Here is a 14,822-nt window from a genome sequence, read left to right on the forward strand (position 1 = left end):
CCCACCCGGTCAATCACCCGGTCATGAAAGGAGTAGCAATGCCTCTCACCCTGGATCGCTCTGAGGAGATCGTCGCCGCGTGGCGCAGCGGCGCCGACGTCGAGGGCTGGGACAACCCGGCCGGTCCGCTGTTCATCGGTGACTACGCCGAGTCGGAGATCACGCTGACCGCCCTGGACACCCGGATGGCGAGCTCGTGCACCTGCAGCCGCTTCTGCTGCTGATCAAGGAAGGATGATCCGAATGGCCGGGGACTTCGACCCGTCGCTGGACTTCTTGACCGCACCGGCGCTGGCCGGGCTGTCGGCCACGCTGGGATCGATCCCCGGCCTCACGGAGGCGGAGGCCCGGCTGATCTGCCAGAGCACCGCCGAAGCGCTGGAGGAGACCCTCCGCCTCAAGGTCAACAGGGTCCTGCTGCTGGAACTCAACGCCGCCAGGATCAGCGGAAGGCTGACCGCCGAGACACCGCAACTGCGATGGCAGGAGTGGAAGGCGACGGCCTCGACGCCCGAGTTCTGGCTGTCCCTGACCGGGCACTACCCCACGATGCCGTCCAGGCTCGGCACGATCATCGACAACAGGTGCGCCGCGGCCGTGGAACTGGCCCGCAGGTTCGCCGCCGACCGCGCGGCGCTCACCGCACTGCCCGGCGGTCTCCAAGGCGAGCTGGCCTGCGTCGACTTCGGGGCGGGAGACAGCCACCGCGGAGGGCACAGCGTCGCCGTCCTGCACGGCTCGCAGGGCAAGGTGGTCTACAAGCCCCGGTCCCTCGCCGTGGACCAGGCGCTGGCGCGGCTGATCGAACGCCTGGCGCCCCAGCTGCCCGCCGGCAGCCGCATCCGCGTACCCGACGTGCTGATTCGCCAGGGGTACGGCTGGGCGGAGCACATCCAGCACCGCTACTGCGCCGACGAGACGGAGCTGCGGTCCTTCTACCGCGGTGTCGGGCACTGGCTGGCGCTGATGCGGCTGATCGGCGGCAGCGACCTGCACATGGAGAACCTCATCGCGGCCGGCCCCGCGCCCGTCGTCGTCGACTGCGAGACGCTGTTCACCCCGCACGTCCCGGCCAAACCGTCCGGATACGGCGACGCCGTCGACCAGGCGACCGACCTGCTCAGCGGATCGGTGCTGCGCACCGGACTCCTTCCCGGACGCGGCGTCTCGCTCGCCTGGCGCGGCGTCGACATGTCCGCCGCCGGAGGCCTGCCCGGCCAGCAGCCGTACACGCAGGTGCCGGTCGTCGTCGACGGGGGCACGGACACGGCGAGATTGGGGATGGAACGGGTCGAACTGGCAGCGCTGAGCAACCACCCGAGCCCCGATCCGATCCTCGTCCACTACTGGGACCTGGTGCTGTCCGGATTCACCGAGCTGGTCGAGCACCTCGACACGCTGGATCGGCGGGATGAGCTCGCCGGGCTGCTCACGAACTTCGCCGACCATCCGATCCGGGTCGTGCCTCGCGCCACCGAGGCGTACGCCGAGCTGGCCCGCATGTTGTGGCACCCGGCCTCCCTGCACGACGAGCCGGCCGCGATGCGCAAGGCGGCGGAGTTGCTGGCCCAGCATGCCGAGAACCTGCCCGGCGCGCCATCGGACCCCAAGGTGATCGACGCCGAGGTGGCCGAGTTGCTGGTCGGCGACATCCCCTTCTTCGCCACGACCCCTGCTCGCGGCCGGCTGGACGGCCCTGGCGAAACCTCGTACGGAGACGAGCAGGACCTCATCGCGGACGCGCTGCGGCGCTGGCGCGACCGCGACGCGGCCCTGGACCGCGAGGTGATCCGGTCCGCTCTGGTCAGCGCCTACCTCAACGAAGGGTGGATGCCCGCCAACAAACGGATGACCGCGCCTCTCATCCGGCACCAGGACCTCGAGCGGCGCCGGCGCCGGATCGCGGCCGGGATCGCCCGCACCATGCTCGACACGGCCGTCCGGGGCGACGACGGCACCGTCACCTGGACCGCGCCGGTGCTCACCTCCGACGGCTGGTTCGTACAGTCGCTGTCTCCCGACGTGTACGGCGGGGCGTACGGGGTCGCCATCACCCTGGCCGCCTACGTGAGTGAGACCGGGCAGGGCAGGGCCGACGAGGTGCCGGGGCTGGACGGGCTGCTCGCCGATCTCCTCCATACGATCAGGCTGGCCGAGGAGCGCGACGCCGAGGCACGCCGCACCGGGCCACGGCGCCGCCCCGCTACCCCGGGCGGCTATGTCGGCATCGGCTCGCAGATCTGGAGCTGGCTGCTGCTGCACAGGCTGGGCACCGTCGGCTCGGAGGAGGCGGTCGCCCGGGCCGGCGCCCTGGCGGGGCAACTGCCCGAGGCGGTGGCCGCCGACGGGGTGTACGACCTGCTCACCGGCATGGCAGGCGCCATCGTGCCGTTGCTCCGCCTGTCGGAACAGACCGGTGACCAGCAGTGGTCCACGCAGGCCGACCGCATCGGAGAACGCCTGCTCTCACTGGCCCACATCGACGACCGGGGAGCACGCTGGCCCAGCACAGCGTTCCCACAAGGGTTAGGCGGGGTCTCACACGGCGCCACCGGGATCGCCTGGGCGCTGGCCCGCCTCGCCGACAGCGCCACGGCCGGCACTGCGGACTTCCGCGCCCTGGCGGACAGCGCCTTTCTGTACGAGGAGTCACTGTACGACCCGGCGGAGAAGGGCTGGCGTGACCTGCGCGAAATGGGCGACCGTCGCGTGACCTCCAGCGCATGGTGCCACGGAGCCACCGGCATCGGCCTCGTCGCGGCCGACCGGCTGGCCCGCGAAGGTGACCCACGCTGGGCGGACGTGCTGCGCCGGGCCGCCGCGTCGTCCTGGTCGAGGGGCATCGGCTGGAACCACACGCTCTGCCACGGAGACCTCGGCAACTGGGAAGTCGTGCGCCAAGCGATCGATGTGGGTGTCGGGCCCGAAGAGCTGACTCCGGAGTACCTCGCCGCGTACATGATCGGCAGCATGGACGAGCACGGCCCGGTGAGCGGCCTCTCACGTGACGCCTTCAGCCCCGGTCTGATGCCGGGAGTGGGCGGCATGCTCTACCAACTCCTACGCCTGCACCCCCACACCCCCCTCCCCTCCGTCCTCCTCCCCGACCCAAAGACCTGACCGCCCCGCCCCCTCTCCACTCGTCGCCATCCTGCGCGAGCACCTCAAGACCTTCGGCGCCGGTCCGGACGGGCGAGTCTTCTACGGCGCTCACGGTGGCGTGCTCGCCACCAGCACCGTATTCGCCGTACTCGGTCACCCATCCATCGGGGATGGTCAGCGCCTCATGGCGGATGCGCTCCAGTAGGTCAGGGTTGAGGGTGTCAGCGCAGGCGACCTGTTGGAGCAGCGAGGTTGTCATAGGGTGTCTCCGTTCTTCTCGATGGGGCTGGTGGAGGTCGAAGGGCGCCGGTGCTCGACCCAGGCCAGCACCAGGCAAACAACGGTGAACGTGCCGGCCAGGGCCAGCGCCACGACATCGTTCGTGGACATGGGTGACTCCCTTCTGGGGGAGGTGGCGGGGCCGTTCCTCCAGGCTCGGACTCGCCGTGCGTCCATCGGACACATCCGAGCGGGGTCTGCTCCCCCAGCCCATCGGCATCCGGGCGTAGGGCGTCGGTGCGGGGCATCTCCGGGTTGGTGCCGTTCGAGTGACCACCACCGGTGATCGCCCTGCGCGACGAGCGCCGCCGCAAGGAAGCGCTATCACTGCAGCCGATCACGGGCGAAAGGCCAGCGCACTCTGCCCTTTGTTCGAGGCGGCGGCACGAGGAGACCCGGGAAAGCGCGTCGACTCGTGCCGCCGCCATGGTGCGACGACGGGTGGGAAGGTCGCCGCCGTCGCACCAGCTCATGGGCTGCTGATCCATGCGGGATTCGGGGGTGCGGGTCCGTGGCCGTGCCGGTGGGCGATCTCGTCTTGTACGGCCAGGGCCATGCGCAGGCCGGGGGTGTCGCTGCGGGTGATCTCGGGAAGCAGGCCGGCGGCGCGCTGGGTGTGGGTGAGCGGCGCGTGACGGGTGGCGGTCCATCCACCGGTCCAGCCTCCGGCGCGGCCTTGTACATTCTCGGGGTGGAATGTCGGCTGGATCCGCCAGGCCGGGTGAATCTGCTCCAGCGCGGTGGCCAGTCGCCGTGCCATGTCGGTGAGCCGCTGGTCGTGGGCGATGATCTCCTGGTCCCAGACGGAGAGCATCACCCTGATGTGGTCGTCGGCATCGACCGTCCGACAGGCACCGGCCAGTTCGGCCTCCGGCTCGAACGGGTGTGATCGTGTGGCCCACCACCTGCCCGTGTCGGATTGCCAGACGATCCACCCCGCAGCCGGAGGGAAGCCTTCGGCGGCCGTCGCCGCGGTCATGCCACCCACCCGATCCTTGTCATGCTCTCCGCCTCGCGCATCAGCGCGCACAACGCGTCCGGAGTAGGACCCGCAACGCAGGCGGGGGTGGTTATACCGGTGTGGGAGATCGCGTAGTACAGCCGGTCATAAACGGCGTACCAGATCAACCACCCAGGTTCGAGCTGGTCGAGTTGTGCCGCTTGTGCTCTGGCCGCCGGATCGAACACTCGCCGGGACACGGCTGGTGACCGGTACCCCTCACTGTGCCGTCCTCGCGTCCGCCGAGTCGACCGGCCGCCGTTGCGTCGCCCGAGGAGTCGCCACGCCTTCACGACGTCCACCTTCCGGAAGCCGAGGCCCTGGTGAGCCCGTCCGTGGAGCAGGACTCACCGGTCTGCCGAGGGAAGGTGACGGTGCCACCAGGTCCGGCCGTCAGGCCACGCCGAGAGGTGAGGTACGTCCAGCCGCGTCCTACGCACGACTGGCAAACGTCAGTTGCCATAAGACAGGACTCCGCCCGATCAGATGCGTTGACTCTCCAGCCACCTAGGCGTCTACTCGCCTAGAGGAGTATCGCCTAGCTATTTATGACTCCTCTAGAGGAGTTCGTCAAGCGCTATCGCGCAGGTAGTTCGTACGACAACACGTACGCGTCACTCGACATCACGGTGTCGCACACCTCCACCGCTCTGCCAACCGTCGTGTATGCCGTCCTGACCAGGTGAAACACCGGAACGCCGGGCGCGAGCTTGAGCGCCCGCGTCTCCTCGCGCAACGGCATCCGCGACCGGATCTCCTCCACGAAGTGATCGAGGCGGTGCCCCAACTCCTCCAGCCGGGCATAGATCCCGCCGGGTCCGCTGTCCGGTTCAGCGATCCGCGTACCCCGAGCGATCTCAGCCGGGACGTAAGACACGGCTGTCTCCACCGGCTGACCGTTGATCAGATACCGCCGAGAGCGACGAATCACCGAGTCCGTCGCTGTGAGCCCAAGCAACTCGGCCACGCTCGCCGGAGGTGCCTCCTCCGTGATCTTTATCAAGTCCACGGTCGGCCTGCCGCCGGCTCCTTCGGTCTCCGCGATGAAGGCGGCCTTGCCCTGCTCGCGATGACGACGGGCGAACCGATCCAAAGCCAACCGCCGCACCGGAGGATGCGACCGGACGAAGACCCCGCGCCCATGCTCCGCGACTGTCAGCCCTTCACCCTGGAGGACCTGAAGAGCGTTGCGGATGGTCATTCTCGCGACGCCGTAATGTTGCATCAGCCGAGCTTCCGAGGGCACTTTCTCACCCTCGGCCAGACTGCCTTGCTCGATCGCGTCACGGATGTGATCGGCGATCTGTCGAAACACCGCGCGATCGCTGGTCGGGTCCAGATCCGGCAACGACAGCTCGGCCACGACCCAACTCCTCAACTCGTACATACATGTACTACGGTCGAGGATAGCGACCCGCACGCCGGAGGTAATCCCGATGGATCACCAGAACACGCACTCCGTCAGCGTGGCAGGCGTGATCATCGACGACCAAGGCCGGGCCCTCCTCACCCAACGCCGCGACAACGGCCACTGGGAAGCACCCGGCGGCGTCCTCGAACGCCACGAGGACATCACCACGGGCCTACTCCGCGAAGTCCGCGAGGAAACCGGCCTCGACGTCGAACCCCTCACCCTCACCGGCGTCTACAAGAACATGACCCGCGGCATCGTCGCCTTGGTCTTCCGCTGCAAAGTCATCGGCGGCCACCTCACTGAAACCGACGAGACCCGATCCTTCCGCTGGGTCACCGCAGCCGAGGTCCAAGCCCTCGCATCCGAAGCGTTCGCCGTCCGCGTCCTGGACGCCATGCGAGACGACGGTGCGCCGACCATCCGCCACCACGATGGCACCCACCTGCTCTAGGGCACCGTGCGGTTTGAAGAGCACGGAGTTGGGCCCCGACAACGGAGCCCTGTACGAGGTGGCGGTGCCCGTCGAGCTGGGCGACGCAGGCCACGCGCTGCGCGTCGGGGCCGCAGCGGACATATCGTCGCTGTCCAGCGAGCGCCGCGCCCGGTTGCACGTCAACCTGGCCCGCGCGCACGCCCAGCGCCGCCAGGTGGACGAGGCGGTCGCGGCGCTGCTGGAAGCCGAGTCCATCACCTCCGAGCAGATCCACAACCAGGCTGGCAAATCAAGGCCCCGATGACGCCTCGCACATGGCCACATGGCCACCCCTGTCGCACACACCTCATGTCTTCCGAACTAACGATCATCGGAAGTTGTTCACCGATGGATCATGCTTCGTCAGACGAAGATGGCGTTCACGGCCTTACTCATCTCCGCGAGGGGGACTTTCTCACGTTGACGTTCCAAGGCCATCCACTCCTTGCCCTCCGCGGCGACGCCCTCCAGGACGTGTAGGGCGTTGCCGAGCCCTGCCGTGCTGAGGGTCACCTGTGACGCGCCTTGCGGATCCTTGTCCTCTTTCTGGGTGACATCTGTGGGCGGATCGGTCACCTTGACCTTGATCGGGTCGCCGTTGGTCAGCGTCAGCTCGAAGACGTTCTCTCCGTTGTCGGTCTCGGCCACCTGGACGGAGGTGAACGCGTCATAGCGGTAGTTGGTGCGTGCCCGGCTGCGAAATATGGCCTTCTGGAAGTCGAGGTGCACGGTTAACTGCCGCACGCCGTCCTTGGTGAGCAGGAAGAGCAGGATCTTGTATTTCGAATAGCGCCATGGCCCGTTCTCAATGCGCGCCCTGTCGTAGGAGGGTGTGGCGGGCGCCTCGATGAAGGCGTGGGCGAGGACGTCCTGCCGCTTCAGCCTGTAGAAGCCCATCGCCTCCTCCATCAGCGCCTTGCGGTCACACTCCAGCCAGCGGGCCATCTCCAGATCATCTGGTCTGTCGGCGAGTTTGCGCTTCCACCGGTCGAAAGCCGCCTGGCGGCCGGCCAGCAGACTCTCCTTTTCCGCCTTGTCGGCGGAGTGGCGCTTGTACTCCGTGGCGATGGGCAACCAGATGCGAGCCGCGAGCCAGACTGAAGCCAGGGCGACGAATGCGGACAGCGGCACGATGAGCGGCCTCACGTGCGCGCCGCTCCAGATCAGAAAGGCGCCTGCCGTGGCCGCCGCGATCGCCCCGAGCACGCACATCGCTTTCACCAGCAAGGGGACGCGTAACTCCTTGCGGTAGTCCCACAGCTTGCCCGCCTGCCAGCGCCGCGCGACGTCGGCGACCAGGTATCTGGTGAGCCAGGCGACTCGCTTGGCGTTGACCGTGCTCTCCCGGTAGATGGTGACGACCTCGTCACGCAAGGCCCGGCGGACGCCCGCCGTCTCCGAGAGCCAACGAGCCCTGTCCGCATCGCGCGGGGTGTACAGCGCGAAATAGTGGTCGAACTGCCGGTCGATCTTGCTCGCGAAACCATCGCCGCGCGTGGTGACCGACCGGCGCAGATACTCGCGGTCCTTTGCCTGGCGGCGCTGCTTTCTGCACCGCCACTCCACGCCGCTGCGCACGCTCGCGTAGCAGCCGGCCGCGAGAGCCAGCAGGGCGGGCACCGTCGCTGTCCCGTTGTGCTGCCATGCCGTGGCGCCGATGAAGCCGACGGTCACCAGGGCCAGCGCGGTGGTCGCCGCGGCTCCGGTCCAGATGCCGGGTCGGATGAGGACGGGATCCGCCGGCCGTACCCGTGCGCCGATGGGTTCCGGTTGGAAGAATTTCCAGGCCCGGCGCAGCCGATCCTTCGCGTAGCGGTCGCTCCTGGCCGCGTCGAAGGCGCGTGCCCAGAGGGTGTCCTCGGCGGAGCTGTCCAGGAACATCTCCATGTGCTGCAGGACGTCGTTGCGTTGCCCGTCGGTCAGTTTCTGGAGCTCCTGCTCTACGTCGGCGGCTCCACCCTCCGTAGATCGGGACGTCAGGAGGTGGTCGACCAGCTTGATCGCGTCGGCCCATTCGTCGTCGTTCTTGACGGCGCCGCGCACGGAGCGCAGTACGGCGATCTCCTTCGGCGGCACCTGCTGCAGGGTGCGTCCGCTGAGCAGGGCCAGCAGCAGGTAGAAGCAGGACTGACCGTTGACGTAGTTGCACAGGACCACGGCGTCGCGAATGTATTTGCGGGCCTCCGGAGCCATCCCCGCGCGCAGGGAGTTGAGCCCCGCCTTGAAGGTCTCCTCGGGTGAAGGGGCGGCCGTGACCTGGTAGACATTGACAGGTCCGTGGATGGCCTCCGCCTGGACGGCGACGTACGCCGAGTCGGTGGCTAGGTTGGTCGGGCCGGAGCGGGAATCGTTCACAGGACGCCCCGTATGGCCGCGATGACGGCCGCCACGTGCGCCGCCAGTTCCGCCACGTCCGCCAGGAGCCCGCGGAGTCTCTTCAGTGCGATCATCGCCTTGCTCCTGCCCTGCTCGGTGCTCTCGGACAGCGACTCGGCGGCGACGGCGATCTCCTCTTCCGCCGCGGTGAACGTGTCCTCGTCCACTTCCTGTGCCTTGCGCGCCCTGGCAAGCCGTTCGCGCAGCTCGGCGAGCTGGGCGGCCGGGTCTGTTGTCTGGGTCTGGAGCGGGTGGCCGATGGTGACGTTGCCGTGGATGTGTCCGGCCTGCACGCCCACCCGGGCGTTGTCGCGGGCGATGTTCTTCACGCTGTCGGTCATGCCTTTCGCCTCTCTCGCCGGATGGTTCTCGTGCTCCGCCGCCAGTTCCTGAGCGAGGGCCATGGCGAAGGCCGCGGCGCTGGCCGCAGCCTTCGGCTGCCAGTTCAGGCCGTCGGTCGCGGTCTTGGTGCCGTCGGCGCGGTCGCTGATGCCGCGTATCACGGCCATGGGCAGCGACCTGTTGTGATGGGCGGCCTGCGCCACGCCGGCTGACTCCATCTCGATCGCGAGTGCGTCGTTGTAGGTCTGCCGCACCCACTGGGCGTGCGCGGAGACCGCGGAGTCCTGTACGACCTCGCCGGCCGCGATCGGGCCGAAGCGCACCGCGGGCACGGCCGCGCCCGCGGGCAGGCGGCGGGTCCAGGTCTCGGTGCGGTACAGGTGGCGGGCGATCTGGTCGGTCTCGTGGTCGATCTCCCAGACGCGCGGGCGGGCTTTGAGGCTGTCGTCCTCGCTGGTGCCGCCGTGGTAGGCGTACACATGCGTGGCCACCACCACGTCGCCCAGGCCGATGCCGGGCCACAGGGCCCCAGCGATCCCCACGAACAGCAGCGCCGACGGTGAGAACTCGGCGATCGCCCGCTCGGCGATCACCGCCGACGGATGGTTGCCCTTGCCGACCAGGCCCAGGGCTACCCGGCGCCCGTCGCCCGTCAGGCGGCCGAGCTCGAAGCGCGTGCCGGCGGTGTGGCGGTGCACGCGCGGGTCGGTCAGGTGCTCGCGGACGGCCTGATACTCCAGATCCAGCGCGGTGAGAATCACGATCACGACCATCGACCTCCTAAGGCCGAGTCATCGGGGGATTGAGGACGTGGACCGGACCCGCCTTGAAGAGCCGGGCGGGCCTCCCGTTCGAGGTCTTGCGCATCGGGCCGTCGGCGACGATGAAGCCGCGGGCACCCTGGACCTTGCGGTAGAAGTTGCGGGGATCGAGGCGCACACCCCAGACCGCTTCGTACACCTGCTGGAGCTCCGAGATAGTGAAGGTCTCGGTACAGAACGCGGTGGCCAAGGCGGTGTGCTCCAGCTTGGTACGCGCGCGCTCGACCCCGTCAATGAGGATGCGGCGATGATCGAACGCCAGTTTCGTGCCCGGGCCCAGGGCCTCGTCCACCGATGTCCAGGAGGCGTTGGCAGCGTCGGTGCCGGCGATCGGCTCCGGCAGGCGGGGCGCAATGGCCAGGTAGGCGATGGATACGACGCGGCCGCGCGGATCGCGGCCCGGCTCGCCGTAGACGGCGAGGAGCTCCAGGTGCATGTCGGACAGGCCCACCTCCTCTGACAGCTCGCGCCGCGCCGCCGCCTCGATCTCCTCGTGCTCGTCGCCCAGGAAGCCGCCTGGCAGAGCGAGGGCCCCACGGAAAGGGTCGATACCACGTTCCACCAGCAGGACGTGCAGGCGCGCATCGCGCAGGGTCAGGATCACCAGGTCGACCGCCAGCAGGATGCGCGGCGGCTGCCATGGGTCGTCGGGCATGAGCACACCATAGCTTTTTGTCAGATCGACAGGAAGTCCTTCGTCGAGTACGAGGGTACTCATGCCAGCCTCGCCCCGCTCGCCCAAATCGTGGAACCGGCCGATGCGCCGATCGAGGAGACATCCCGATCAAGGACGGACGCTACAAAGGGGCAAGGTGGCGATGATGCTGCGAGTAGGTCGGTGCCTTTGGGAAAGTACTGGCGTAGCAGTCCGTTCGTGTTCTCGTTGGTGCCTCGCTGCCAGGGGCTGTGCGGGTCGGCGAAATAGACCCGTACACCTGTGTCGATGCGCAGTTGCGCGTGCTGGGTCAGTTCTGTCCCCCGGTCCCAGGTCAGCGAGCGGAGTAGCTGTCCGGGCAACCCGGTGATCTCTTTGGTGATCGCGTCCCGCACGGCTTCGGCACCGCAGCCGACCGGCGCCGGGCCGTTCTTCACGCGTTCCTGTGTGCCGTAGTCCTCCATCCGGGGCAGGTGCAACAGCAGGGTGAACCGGGTCGTGCGCTCGACCAGGGTGCCGATCGCCGAGCGGACGATGCCGATGATGAGATCTCGTAGTCGAGTACCGGTCACCGCGGCCTGGACGGGCCTGCGATCAAGGGAGGGTGTGCGTGTTCGGTCTAGTTGTCCGGTTCACCTGCAAGGACGAGGCGAGCGCGGAGGCGTTCGATCAGCTCGTCGCCGAGACGATCGAGAAGATCCGCGACAGGGAGCCGGGGACGCTGGTGTACGCCTCGCATCGGGTCGACGGCCGGCCACTCCTGCGGATCTTCTATGAGCTGTACCGTGACCGGGCGGCCTTCGACGCCCACGAGGAGCAGGCCCACACCAAGCACTTCCTCAGCGCTCGGGGCGAGTTCCTGTCCTCCACCGAGGTCGACTGGTTGCAATTGCAGAGCGGTAAGGGAACGGGCGCGTGAGCATCGAGTACCAGCGCGCGCTTGGCCAGCGCATCGCCCAGGAGCGCAAGCGGCGCGGCCTCTCGCAGCCGGAGCTGGCCCGGCTGATCGACCGGTCGGTGGCCTGGGTATCCCAGGTCGAGCGCGAGGTCCGCAAGGTCGACCGCATGTCGGTGCTGGAGAAGCTGGCCGAAGCGCTGGACGTACCGCTGTCGGAGCTGGCCGCCGAAGCGCCGGTGGTCGCCGCGGCCGCCGATGAGATCCCTGGGACGGTCGGCCTTCGGCTGGTGCTGTCGAGGCGCACTCGCTGCGGGTGGGGCTACGCCCGGCGCCCGTCCCGCCGGCCGAGTAGTACCGGACCGCGATAGCGCATGACGGCGGCACGTGCGCGTGATCCACTGGTCAAATGGAGAGCATGGTAACGAGTCTCGTAGCAATCTTGGGGACACTATTGGGCGCCACCGCCACATACATTTTCCAGATGCGGACTGCCAAGCAGGCGCGACAGTCCGCGCGGGAAGAACGACTGTGGCAAGAACGTCTGGCAACGTACAGCACCTTCGCCAGCGCGCTTACGGATTTCCGAAAGAGCCAGAACGACCGATGGCACAGGGAACAGGAAAACTCCCAGAGCGCCGCGTACGCTACGGCACGAGATGAGTCCTATCGCCAGCGCGCCAACGCGACGGCCGCGCTTTACAGGCTCCGGCTGGTCACAACAAACCCAGAACTCGATAGCTTGGCATCGTTGGCGTTGAAGCTGACCGAAGAAATCCACGACGCCACAGATGAGCAAGATCGTACTGGTCGAGGTCGGAAGGCCCGCCGAGCCCTTCTCGACTTCACTCAGGCAGCCGCAGTTGATGTCCAGCAGCTCCACATCTAGCGATCTCGAACTGCCAAGAGAACCCTTGCCGCCGTCCGGTCGCCGTTATGCCGGTTGGTCCGCTCGCGGCTGGGAGTGCCGTAGGAGGCGTTGCACATTCCGTCGGCTTCGACCCACATCAACGTCTCGGCCATGGTCTTCACCAAAGGATCACAACAGATCCGGATCCTCCTGTTCGATCTACTCCACCAGCGCGCGCCAGGGCCACAATGATCACGAGATGTCCCTCGCCACGCCAACTACCAGCGGAAACCCGCACACCACCTCCGTGGACACAACCGCTCACCGCTCACCGCTCGCGAAGCGCCCTTACGGCCTGGGGCATGCCTGCCTGTCCACCTGGCTCAACGCAGGGGTATCCGCGCAGCGGGTGGCCGGCTGGGCCGGCAACAGCGTGGAGGTACTTCTGCGCACCTATGCCAAGTGCCTCGTTGGCCAAGACGAGCGATCCATGCGCCTGATCAGCGAAGTCCTACGCCCCACCCCCGCGGGAAAGCATTGGGAAGAGTCAGCCGGACGCGCCCGATGGCAACCGGACACAGCCGGACGGCAACCACTGATCGAGACACGAAAGAGCCCAGGTCATCACGGGGATGACCTGGGCTTTTCTGTGGCGCGGCCGGGAGGACTCGAACCCCCAACCTTCTGATCCGTAGTCAGATGCTCTATCCATTGAGCTACGGCCGCTTGCCTCACTGCCTCGATAAGCATAGCGGGTCTTTGGGGGTGTGCCGAACCGATACGGGAAGCGAGTCCGGGGTCCGGCTCTGACCGGGGGTGGCGGGGTGAGGCGAAAGGGCTCGGACCGGGTGCGGCGCCCGGGGTGGTCAGGGGGCGGGGGCGATGTGGATGCGGAAGCCGTCGCCGCTGACGACCTGGCCGGCGCGGATCTTGGCGCGCTTGCGGAGCTCCACCTCGCCGTCCACCATGACCTCGCCGTCGATGATCAGCAACCCGGCCTCACCGCCGGTCTCGGCGATGTCGCAGATCTTGAGCAGGTCGCAGAGCGGGATGTAGTCGCTGCGCAGCTGGAAGGTGCCTTCCAGGAAGTTCGCGTTCACGGCTTCAGCATAGGCAGGACCAGGAGACTGCTCCACGTGTCCCAGGTCTGCGTGTGAGGGCTGGTCTGAGGTTCAGGCATGAAGTGCGGGGCGGCTTGGGCACCTCCCCTGCGCGGGGTCGTGCCGGGCTGCCGTAGCCGGCCGCGCCGGGGGATAGGCCGCGTCGAAACTCCGCTCAGCGAGGCTCGGGAGGCGGGGCTAAAGGGTTCAAAGGGGTCAATACCTCCGCAAAGTTTCGCGGGTGTGGGCGTGGCGGCGGGTGGGGGGGCAATGAACCACTCGACCACCAGAGGTGGCTCTCAAGATCAGGACCTGCGGGGTTGAAGTATGAACCAGCACCCGGGTTTTCTCGGTACGGTCGGTCACTCGGCGCAGGTCGCCGCGGCCGTCGCGCTGACCTTCCTGGGAGCCGTGGTCATCGCGGCCGTGCTGCTGACGCGACGGCGCCACAAGGCGGCCGTGGCGAAGGCGCACTCGCAGCATGTCCGCGAGCTGACCCGTCTCCTGCTGCGCGCCCAGTACGACTATCCGCGTCCCAGTCTCGCCGACCTCGTCCACGCGTCCCGCAAGGGCGGCCTGGCGGTGCGACTTCACGTGGCCGGATCGCCGCGCATGCTGCCCGATCCGGTGGACCTCGCCGGTATGCGGATCATCCACGAGTCCCTGACCAACGCCCTCAAACACGGCACGCCACATGCCTCTGTGGTGCTGGGGTACAAGCCGAACCTGCTCACCGTGACCGTGGACAGTGCGCTGAGCGGCAGGACGCACGCCGGCCGTACGGAGCATGGGGGGCTGGAAGCGGCCCGGCGCCGCGCGGAGAAGGTCGGCGGATGGCTGACGGCCGGGCCGTACCAGGGAGGGTGGCGCGTCCACGCCGAGTTGCCGTGCCGTCGGTGACCTGATCCGCCCTCGCCACGGCCACGCACTGATCAGCGTGCCCCGCCGCACCAGACCTCTATAAGCGCGGCCGTCACTGCGGGCGGGGCTTCTTGGGGAAGATCGTGTAGCTGAGCGGCCAGATCAGGGCGATCAGCGGCACCCGTCCCAGGCCCAGCATGAACGTCCAGAGCTCCTCCGTGCGGGCCGGATCGCCGATCGCCCAGATCGCCAGGACCAGCAGCGCGCAGGCGATGCCGTACGCGAGCACGATGCGTGCCCAGATGCCCCACTCGTAGCGGGCTCTGGCCGTGCGGCCGGCGGGCGGCTTGCGCGGCGGCGGGCCATCGGAGAGCCGGTGCGCTGCCACCTGGTCCGCCCAGCGGAGCGTCCGGTGCCCGAAGACGACCGAGTAGGCGATGTAGGCCGCGGCCAGCCCGTGCGTCCAGTTCGCCGTGCCGCCCGCGCGCAGGTCGGCCACGGTGGCGACGAGCAGGACGACGTCCACGAGCGGCACGCAGAGCAGCAGTACGGCGCTGAGCCGGCGGGCGCGCATGACGTACCGTGCGAGCAGGCCGAGGCCGAGCAGCACCCAGAAGCCGATCTCGCAACCGATGATGACAGCCAGGATCACGCT

16 protein-coding genes, 1 tRNA gene and 1 pseudogene are annotated in these 14,822 nt (G+C 68.1%); 8 read left to right on the forward strand and 10 right to left on the reverse strand.

The window, feature by feature from the left end; translation table 11 throughout:
- The first annotated feature begins 38 nt into the window (after positions 1-38).
- Both IEY93_RS18635 and IEY93_RS18640 read left to right on the forward strand, forming a co-directional pair.
- On the forward strand, positions 39-224 hold the full coding sequence (locus IEY93_RS18635; RefSeq protein ID WP_189164367.1) for a DUF6229 family protein: 186 nt from the start codon (positions 39-41) through the stop codon (positions 222-224).
- A gap of 19 nt (positions 225-243) precedes the next feature.
- The gene (locus IEY93_RS18640; RefSeq protein ID WP_189164368.1) at positions 244-3,120 is read left to right on the forward strand and encodes a type 2 lanthipeptide synthetase LanM family protein; all 2,877 of its coding nucleotides are present in this window, start codon (positions 244-246) and stop codon (positions 3,118-3,120) included.
- Between the two features lie 237 nt (positions 3,121-3,357).
- On the opposite strand, the gene IEY93_RS39365 is transcribed toward IEY93_RS18640, so the two are convergent.
- From IEY93_RS39365 to IEY93_RS18650, 3 genes are all read right to left on the reverse strand, one after another.
- Complete coding sequence (locus IEY93_RS39365) at positions 3,358-3,492, reverse strand: hypothetical protein (RefSeq protein ID WP_268241567.1); 135 nt, start codon at positions 3,490-3,492, stop codon at positions 3,358-3,360.
- A 358-nt stretch (positions 3,493-3,850) separates the two neighbouring features.
- Positions 3,851-4,360 (reverse strand): hypothetical protein, encoded by a 510-nt coding sequence (locus tag IEY93_RS18645; protein WP_189164369.1) that lies wholly within the window; start codon positions 4,358-4,360, stop codon positions 3,851-3,853.
- Between the two features lie 598 nt (positions 4,361-4,958).
- Positions 4,959-5,744: a GntR family transcriptional regulator gene (locus IEY93_RS18650; protein WP_203968698.1), complete on the reverse strand. Its 786-nt coding sequence runs from the start codon at positions 5,742-5,744 to the stop codon at positions 4,959-4,961.
- 73 nt (positions 5,745-5,817) lie between these two features.
- Between IEY93_RS18650 and IEY93_RS18655 the strand changes: the two genes are divergently transcribed.
- Both IEY93_RS18655 and IEY93_RS18660 read left to right on the forward strand, forming a co-directional pair.
- Positions 5,818-6,246, forward strand: a complete 429-nt coding sequence (locus IEY93_RS18655; RefSeq protein ID WP_189164371.1) for an NUDIX hydrolase — start codon at positions 5,818-5,820, stop codon at positions 6,244-6,246.
- A 28-nt stretch (positions 6,247-6,274) separates the two neighbouring features.
- Positions 6,275-6,532, forward strand: coding sequence for a hypothetical protein (locus tag IEY93_RS18660; protein ID WP_229691249.1), 258 nt, complete (start codon positions 6,275-6,277; stop codon positions 6,530-6,532).
- A gap of 98 nt (positions 6,533-6,630) precedes the next feature.
- Here the strand turns inward: IEY93_RS18660 and IEY93_RS18665 are convergent, their stop codons facing one another.
- The 4 genes and pseudogenes from IEY93_RS18665 to IEY93_RS18680 form a co-directional block, all read right to left on the reverse strand.
- Positions 6,631-8,622 (reverse strand): hypothetical protein, encoded by a 1,992-nt coding sequence (locus tag IEY93_RS18665; protein ID WP_189164372.1) that lies wholly within the window; start codon positions 8,620-8,622, stop codon positions 6,631-6,633.
- Positions 8,619-9,758, reverse strand: coding sequence for a 5'-methylthioadenosine/S-adenosylhomocysteine nucleosidase family protein (locus IEY93_RS18670; protein ID WP_189164373.1), 1,140 nt, complete (start codon positions 9,756-9,758; stop codon positions 8,619-8,621). The genes IEY93_RS18665 and IEY93_RS18670 overlap by 4 nt, the downstream gene beginning before the upstream one ends.
- Before the next feature lie 7 nt (positions 9,759-9,765).
- Positions 9,766-10,461: an NUDIX hydrolase gene (locus IEY93_RS18675; RefSeq protein ID WP_189164461.1), complete on the reverse strand. Its 696-nt coding sequence runs from the start codon at positions 10,459-10,461 to the stop codon at positions 9,766-9,768.
- Between the two features lie 59 nt (positions 10,462-10,520).
- Positions 10,521-11,060, reverse strand: a pseudogene (locus IEY93_RS18680) (IS30 family transposase); the annotation flags it as partial.
- Between the two features lie 11 nt (positions 11,061-11,071).
- Between IEY93_RS18680 and IEY93_RS18685 the strand changes: the two are divergent.
- The 3 genes from IEY93_RS18685 to kilB all read left to right on the forward strand — a co-directional run bounded on the left by IEY93_RS18685 (position 11,072) and on the right by kilB (position 12,245).
- Positions 11,072-11,380, forward strand: a complete 309-nt coding sequence (locus IEY93_RS18685; protein ID WP_189164374.1) for a putative quinol monooxygenase — start codon at positions 11,072-11,074, stop codon at positions 11,378-11,380.
- A complete protein-coding gene (locus IEY93_RS18690; protein WP_229691250.1) occupies positions 11,377-11,727 on the forward strand; it encodes a helix-turn-helix domain-containing protein in 351 nt (116 codons plus the stop codon). The genes IEY93_RS18685 and IEY93_RS18690 overlap by 4 nt, the downstream gene beginning before the upstream one ends.
- A 113-nt stretch (positions 11,728-11,840) precedes the next feature.
- Entirely contained in the window at positions 11,841-12,245 is a 405-nt protein-coding gene (gene kilB / locus IEY93_RS18695) for a plasmid transfer protein KilB (protein ID WP_189164375.1), read from the forward strand.
- A gap of 611 nt (positions 12,246-12,856) precedes the next feature.
- Here kilB and IEY93_RS18700 read toward each other — a convergent pair.
- Positions 12,857-12,932: transfer RNA gene (locus IEY93_RS18700), tRNA-Arg, on the reverse strand.
- A 140-nt stretch (positions 12,933-13,072) separates the two neighbouring features.
- The gene (locus IEY93_RS18705; RefSeq protein WP_229691251.1) at positions 13,073-13,306 is read right to left on the reverse strand and encodes an RNA-binding S4 domain-containing protein; all 234 of its coding nucleotides are present in this window, start codon (positions 13,304-13,306) and stop codon (positions 13,073-13,075) included.
- A gap of 327 nt (positions 13,307-13,633) precedes the next feature.
- Between IEY93_RS18705 and IEY93_RS18710 the strand changes: the two genes are divergently transcribed.
- Positions 13,634-14,206 (forward strand): sensor histidine kinase, encoded by a 573-nt coding sequence (locus IEY93_RS18710; protein WP_189164376.1) that lies wholly within the window; start codon positions 13,634-13,636, stop codon positions 14,204-14,206.
- Positions 14,207-14,279: 73 nt separating this feature from the next.
- Here IEY93_RS18710 and IEY93_RS18715 read toward each other — a convergent pair whose 3' ends face one another.
- Positions 14,280-14,819 (reverse strand): hypothetical protein, encoded by a 540-nt coding sequence (locus IEY93_RS18715; RefSeq protein ID WP_189164377.1) that lies wholly within the window; start codon positions 14,817-14,819, stop codon positions 14,280-14,282.
- Positions 14,820-14,822 lie beyond the last annotated feature (3 nt).

It is taken from the genome of Sphaerisporangium melleum, from assembly GCF_014646695.1.
Taxonomy (GTDB): Bacteria; Actinomycetota; Actinomycetes; order Streptosporangiales; family Streptosporangiaceae; genus Sphaerisporangium; species Sphaerisporangium melleum.

Bases quoted from the DNA above. Each gene is read 5' to 3' on its own strand.
- IEY93_RS18635 (WP_189164367.1), top strand. From the start codon at position 39: ATGCCTCTCACCCTGGATCGCTCTGAGGAGATCGTCGCCGCGTGGCGC.
- IEY93_RS18640 (WP_189164368.1), top strand. From the start codon at position 244: ATGGCCGGGGACTTCGACCCGTCGCTGGACTTCTTGACCGCACCGGCG.
- IEY93_RS39365 (WP_268241567.1), bottom strand. From the start codon at position 3,492: ATGTCCACGAACGATGTCGTGGCGCTGGCCCTGGCCGGCACGTTCACC.
- IEY93_RS18645 (WP_189164369.1), bottom strand. From the start codon at position 4,360: ATGACCGCGGCGACGGCCGCCGAAGGCTTCCCTCCGGCTGCGGGGTGG.
- IEY93_RS18655 (WP_189164371.1), top strand. From the start codon at position 5,818: ATGGATCACCAGAACACGCACTCCGTCAGCGTGGCAGGCGTGATCATC.
- IEY93_RS18670 (WP_189164373.1), bottom strand. From the start codon at position 9,758: ATGGTCGTGATCGTGATTCTCACCGCGCTGGATCTGGAGTATCAGGCC.
- IEY93_RS18675 (WP_189164461.1), bottom strand. From the start codon at position 10,461: ATGCCCGACGACCCATGGCAGCCGCCGCGCATCCTGCTGGCGGTCGAC.
- kilB (WP_189164375.1), top strand. From the start codon at position 11,841: ATGCGGACTGCCAAGCAGGCGCGACAGTCCGCGCGGGAAGAACGACTG.
- IEY93_RS18710 (WP_189164376.1), top strand. From the start codon at position 13,634: ATGAACCAGCACCCGGGTTTTCTCGGTACGGTCGGTCACTCGGCGCAG.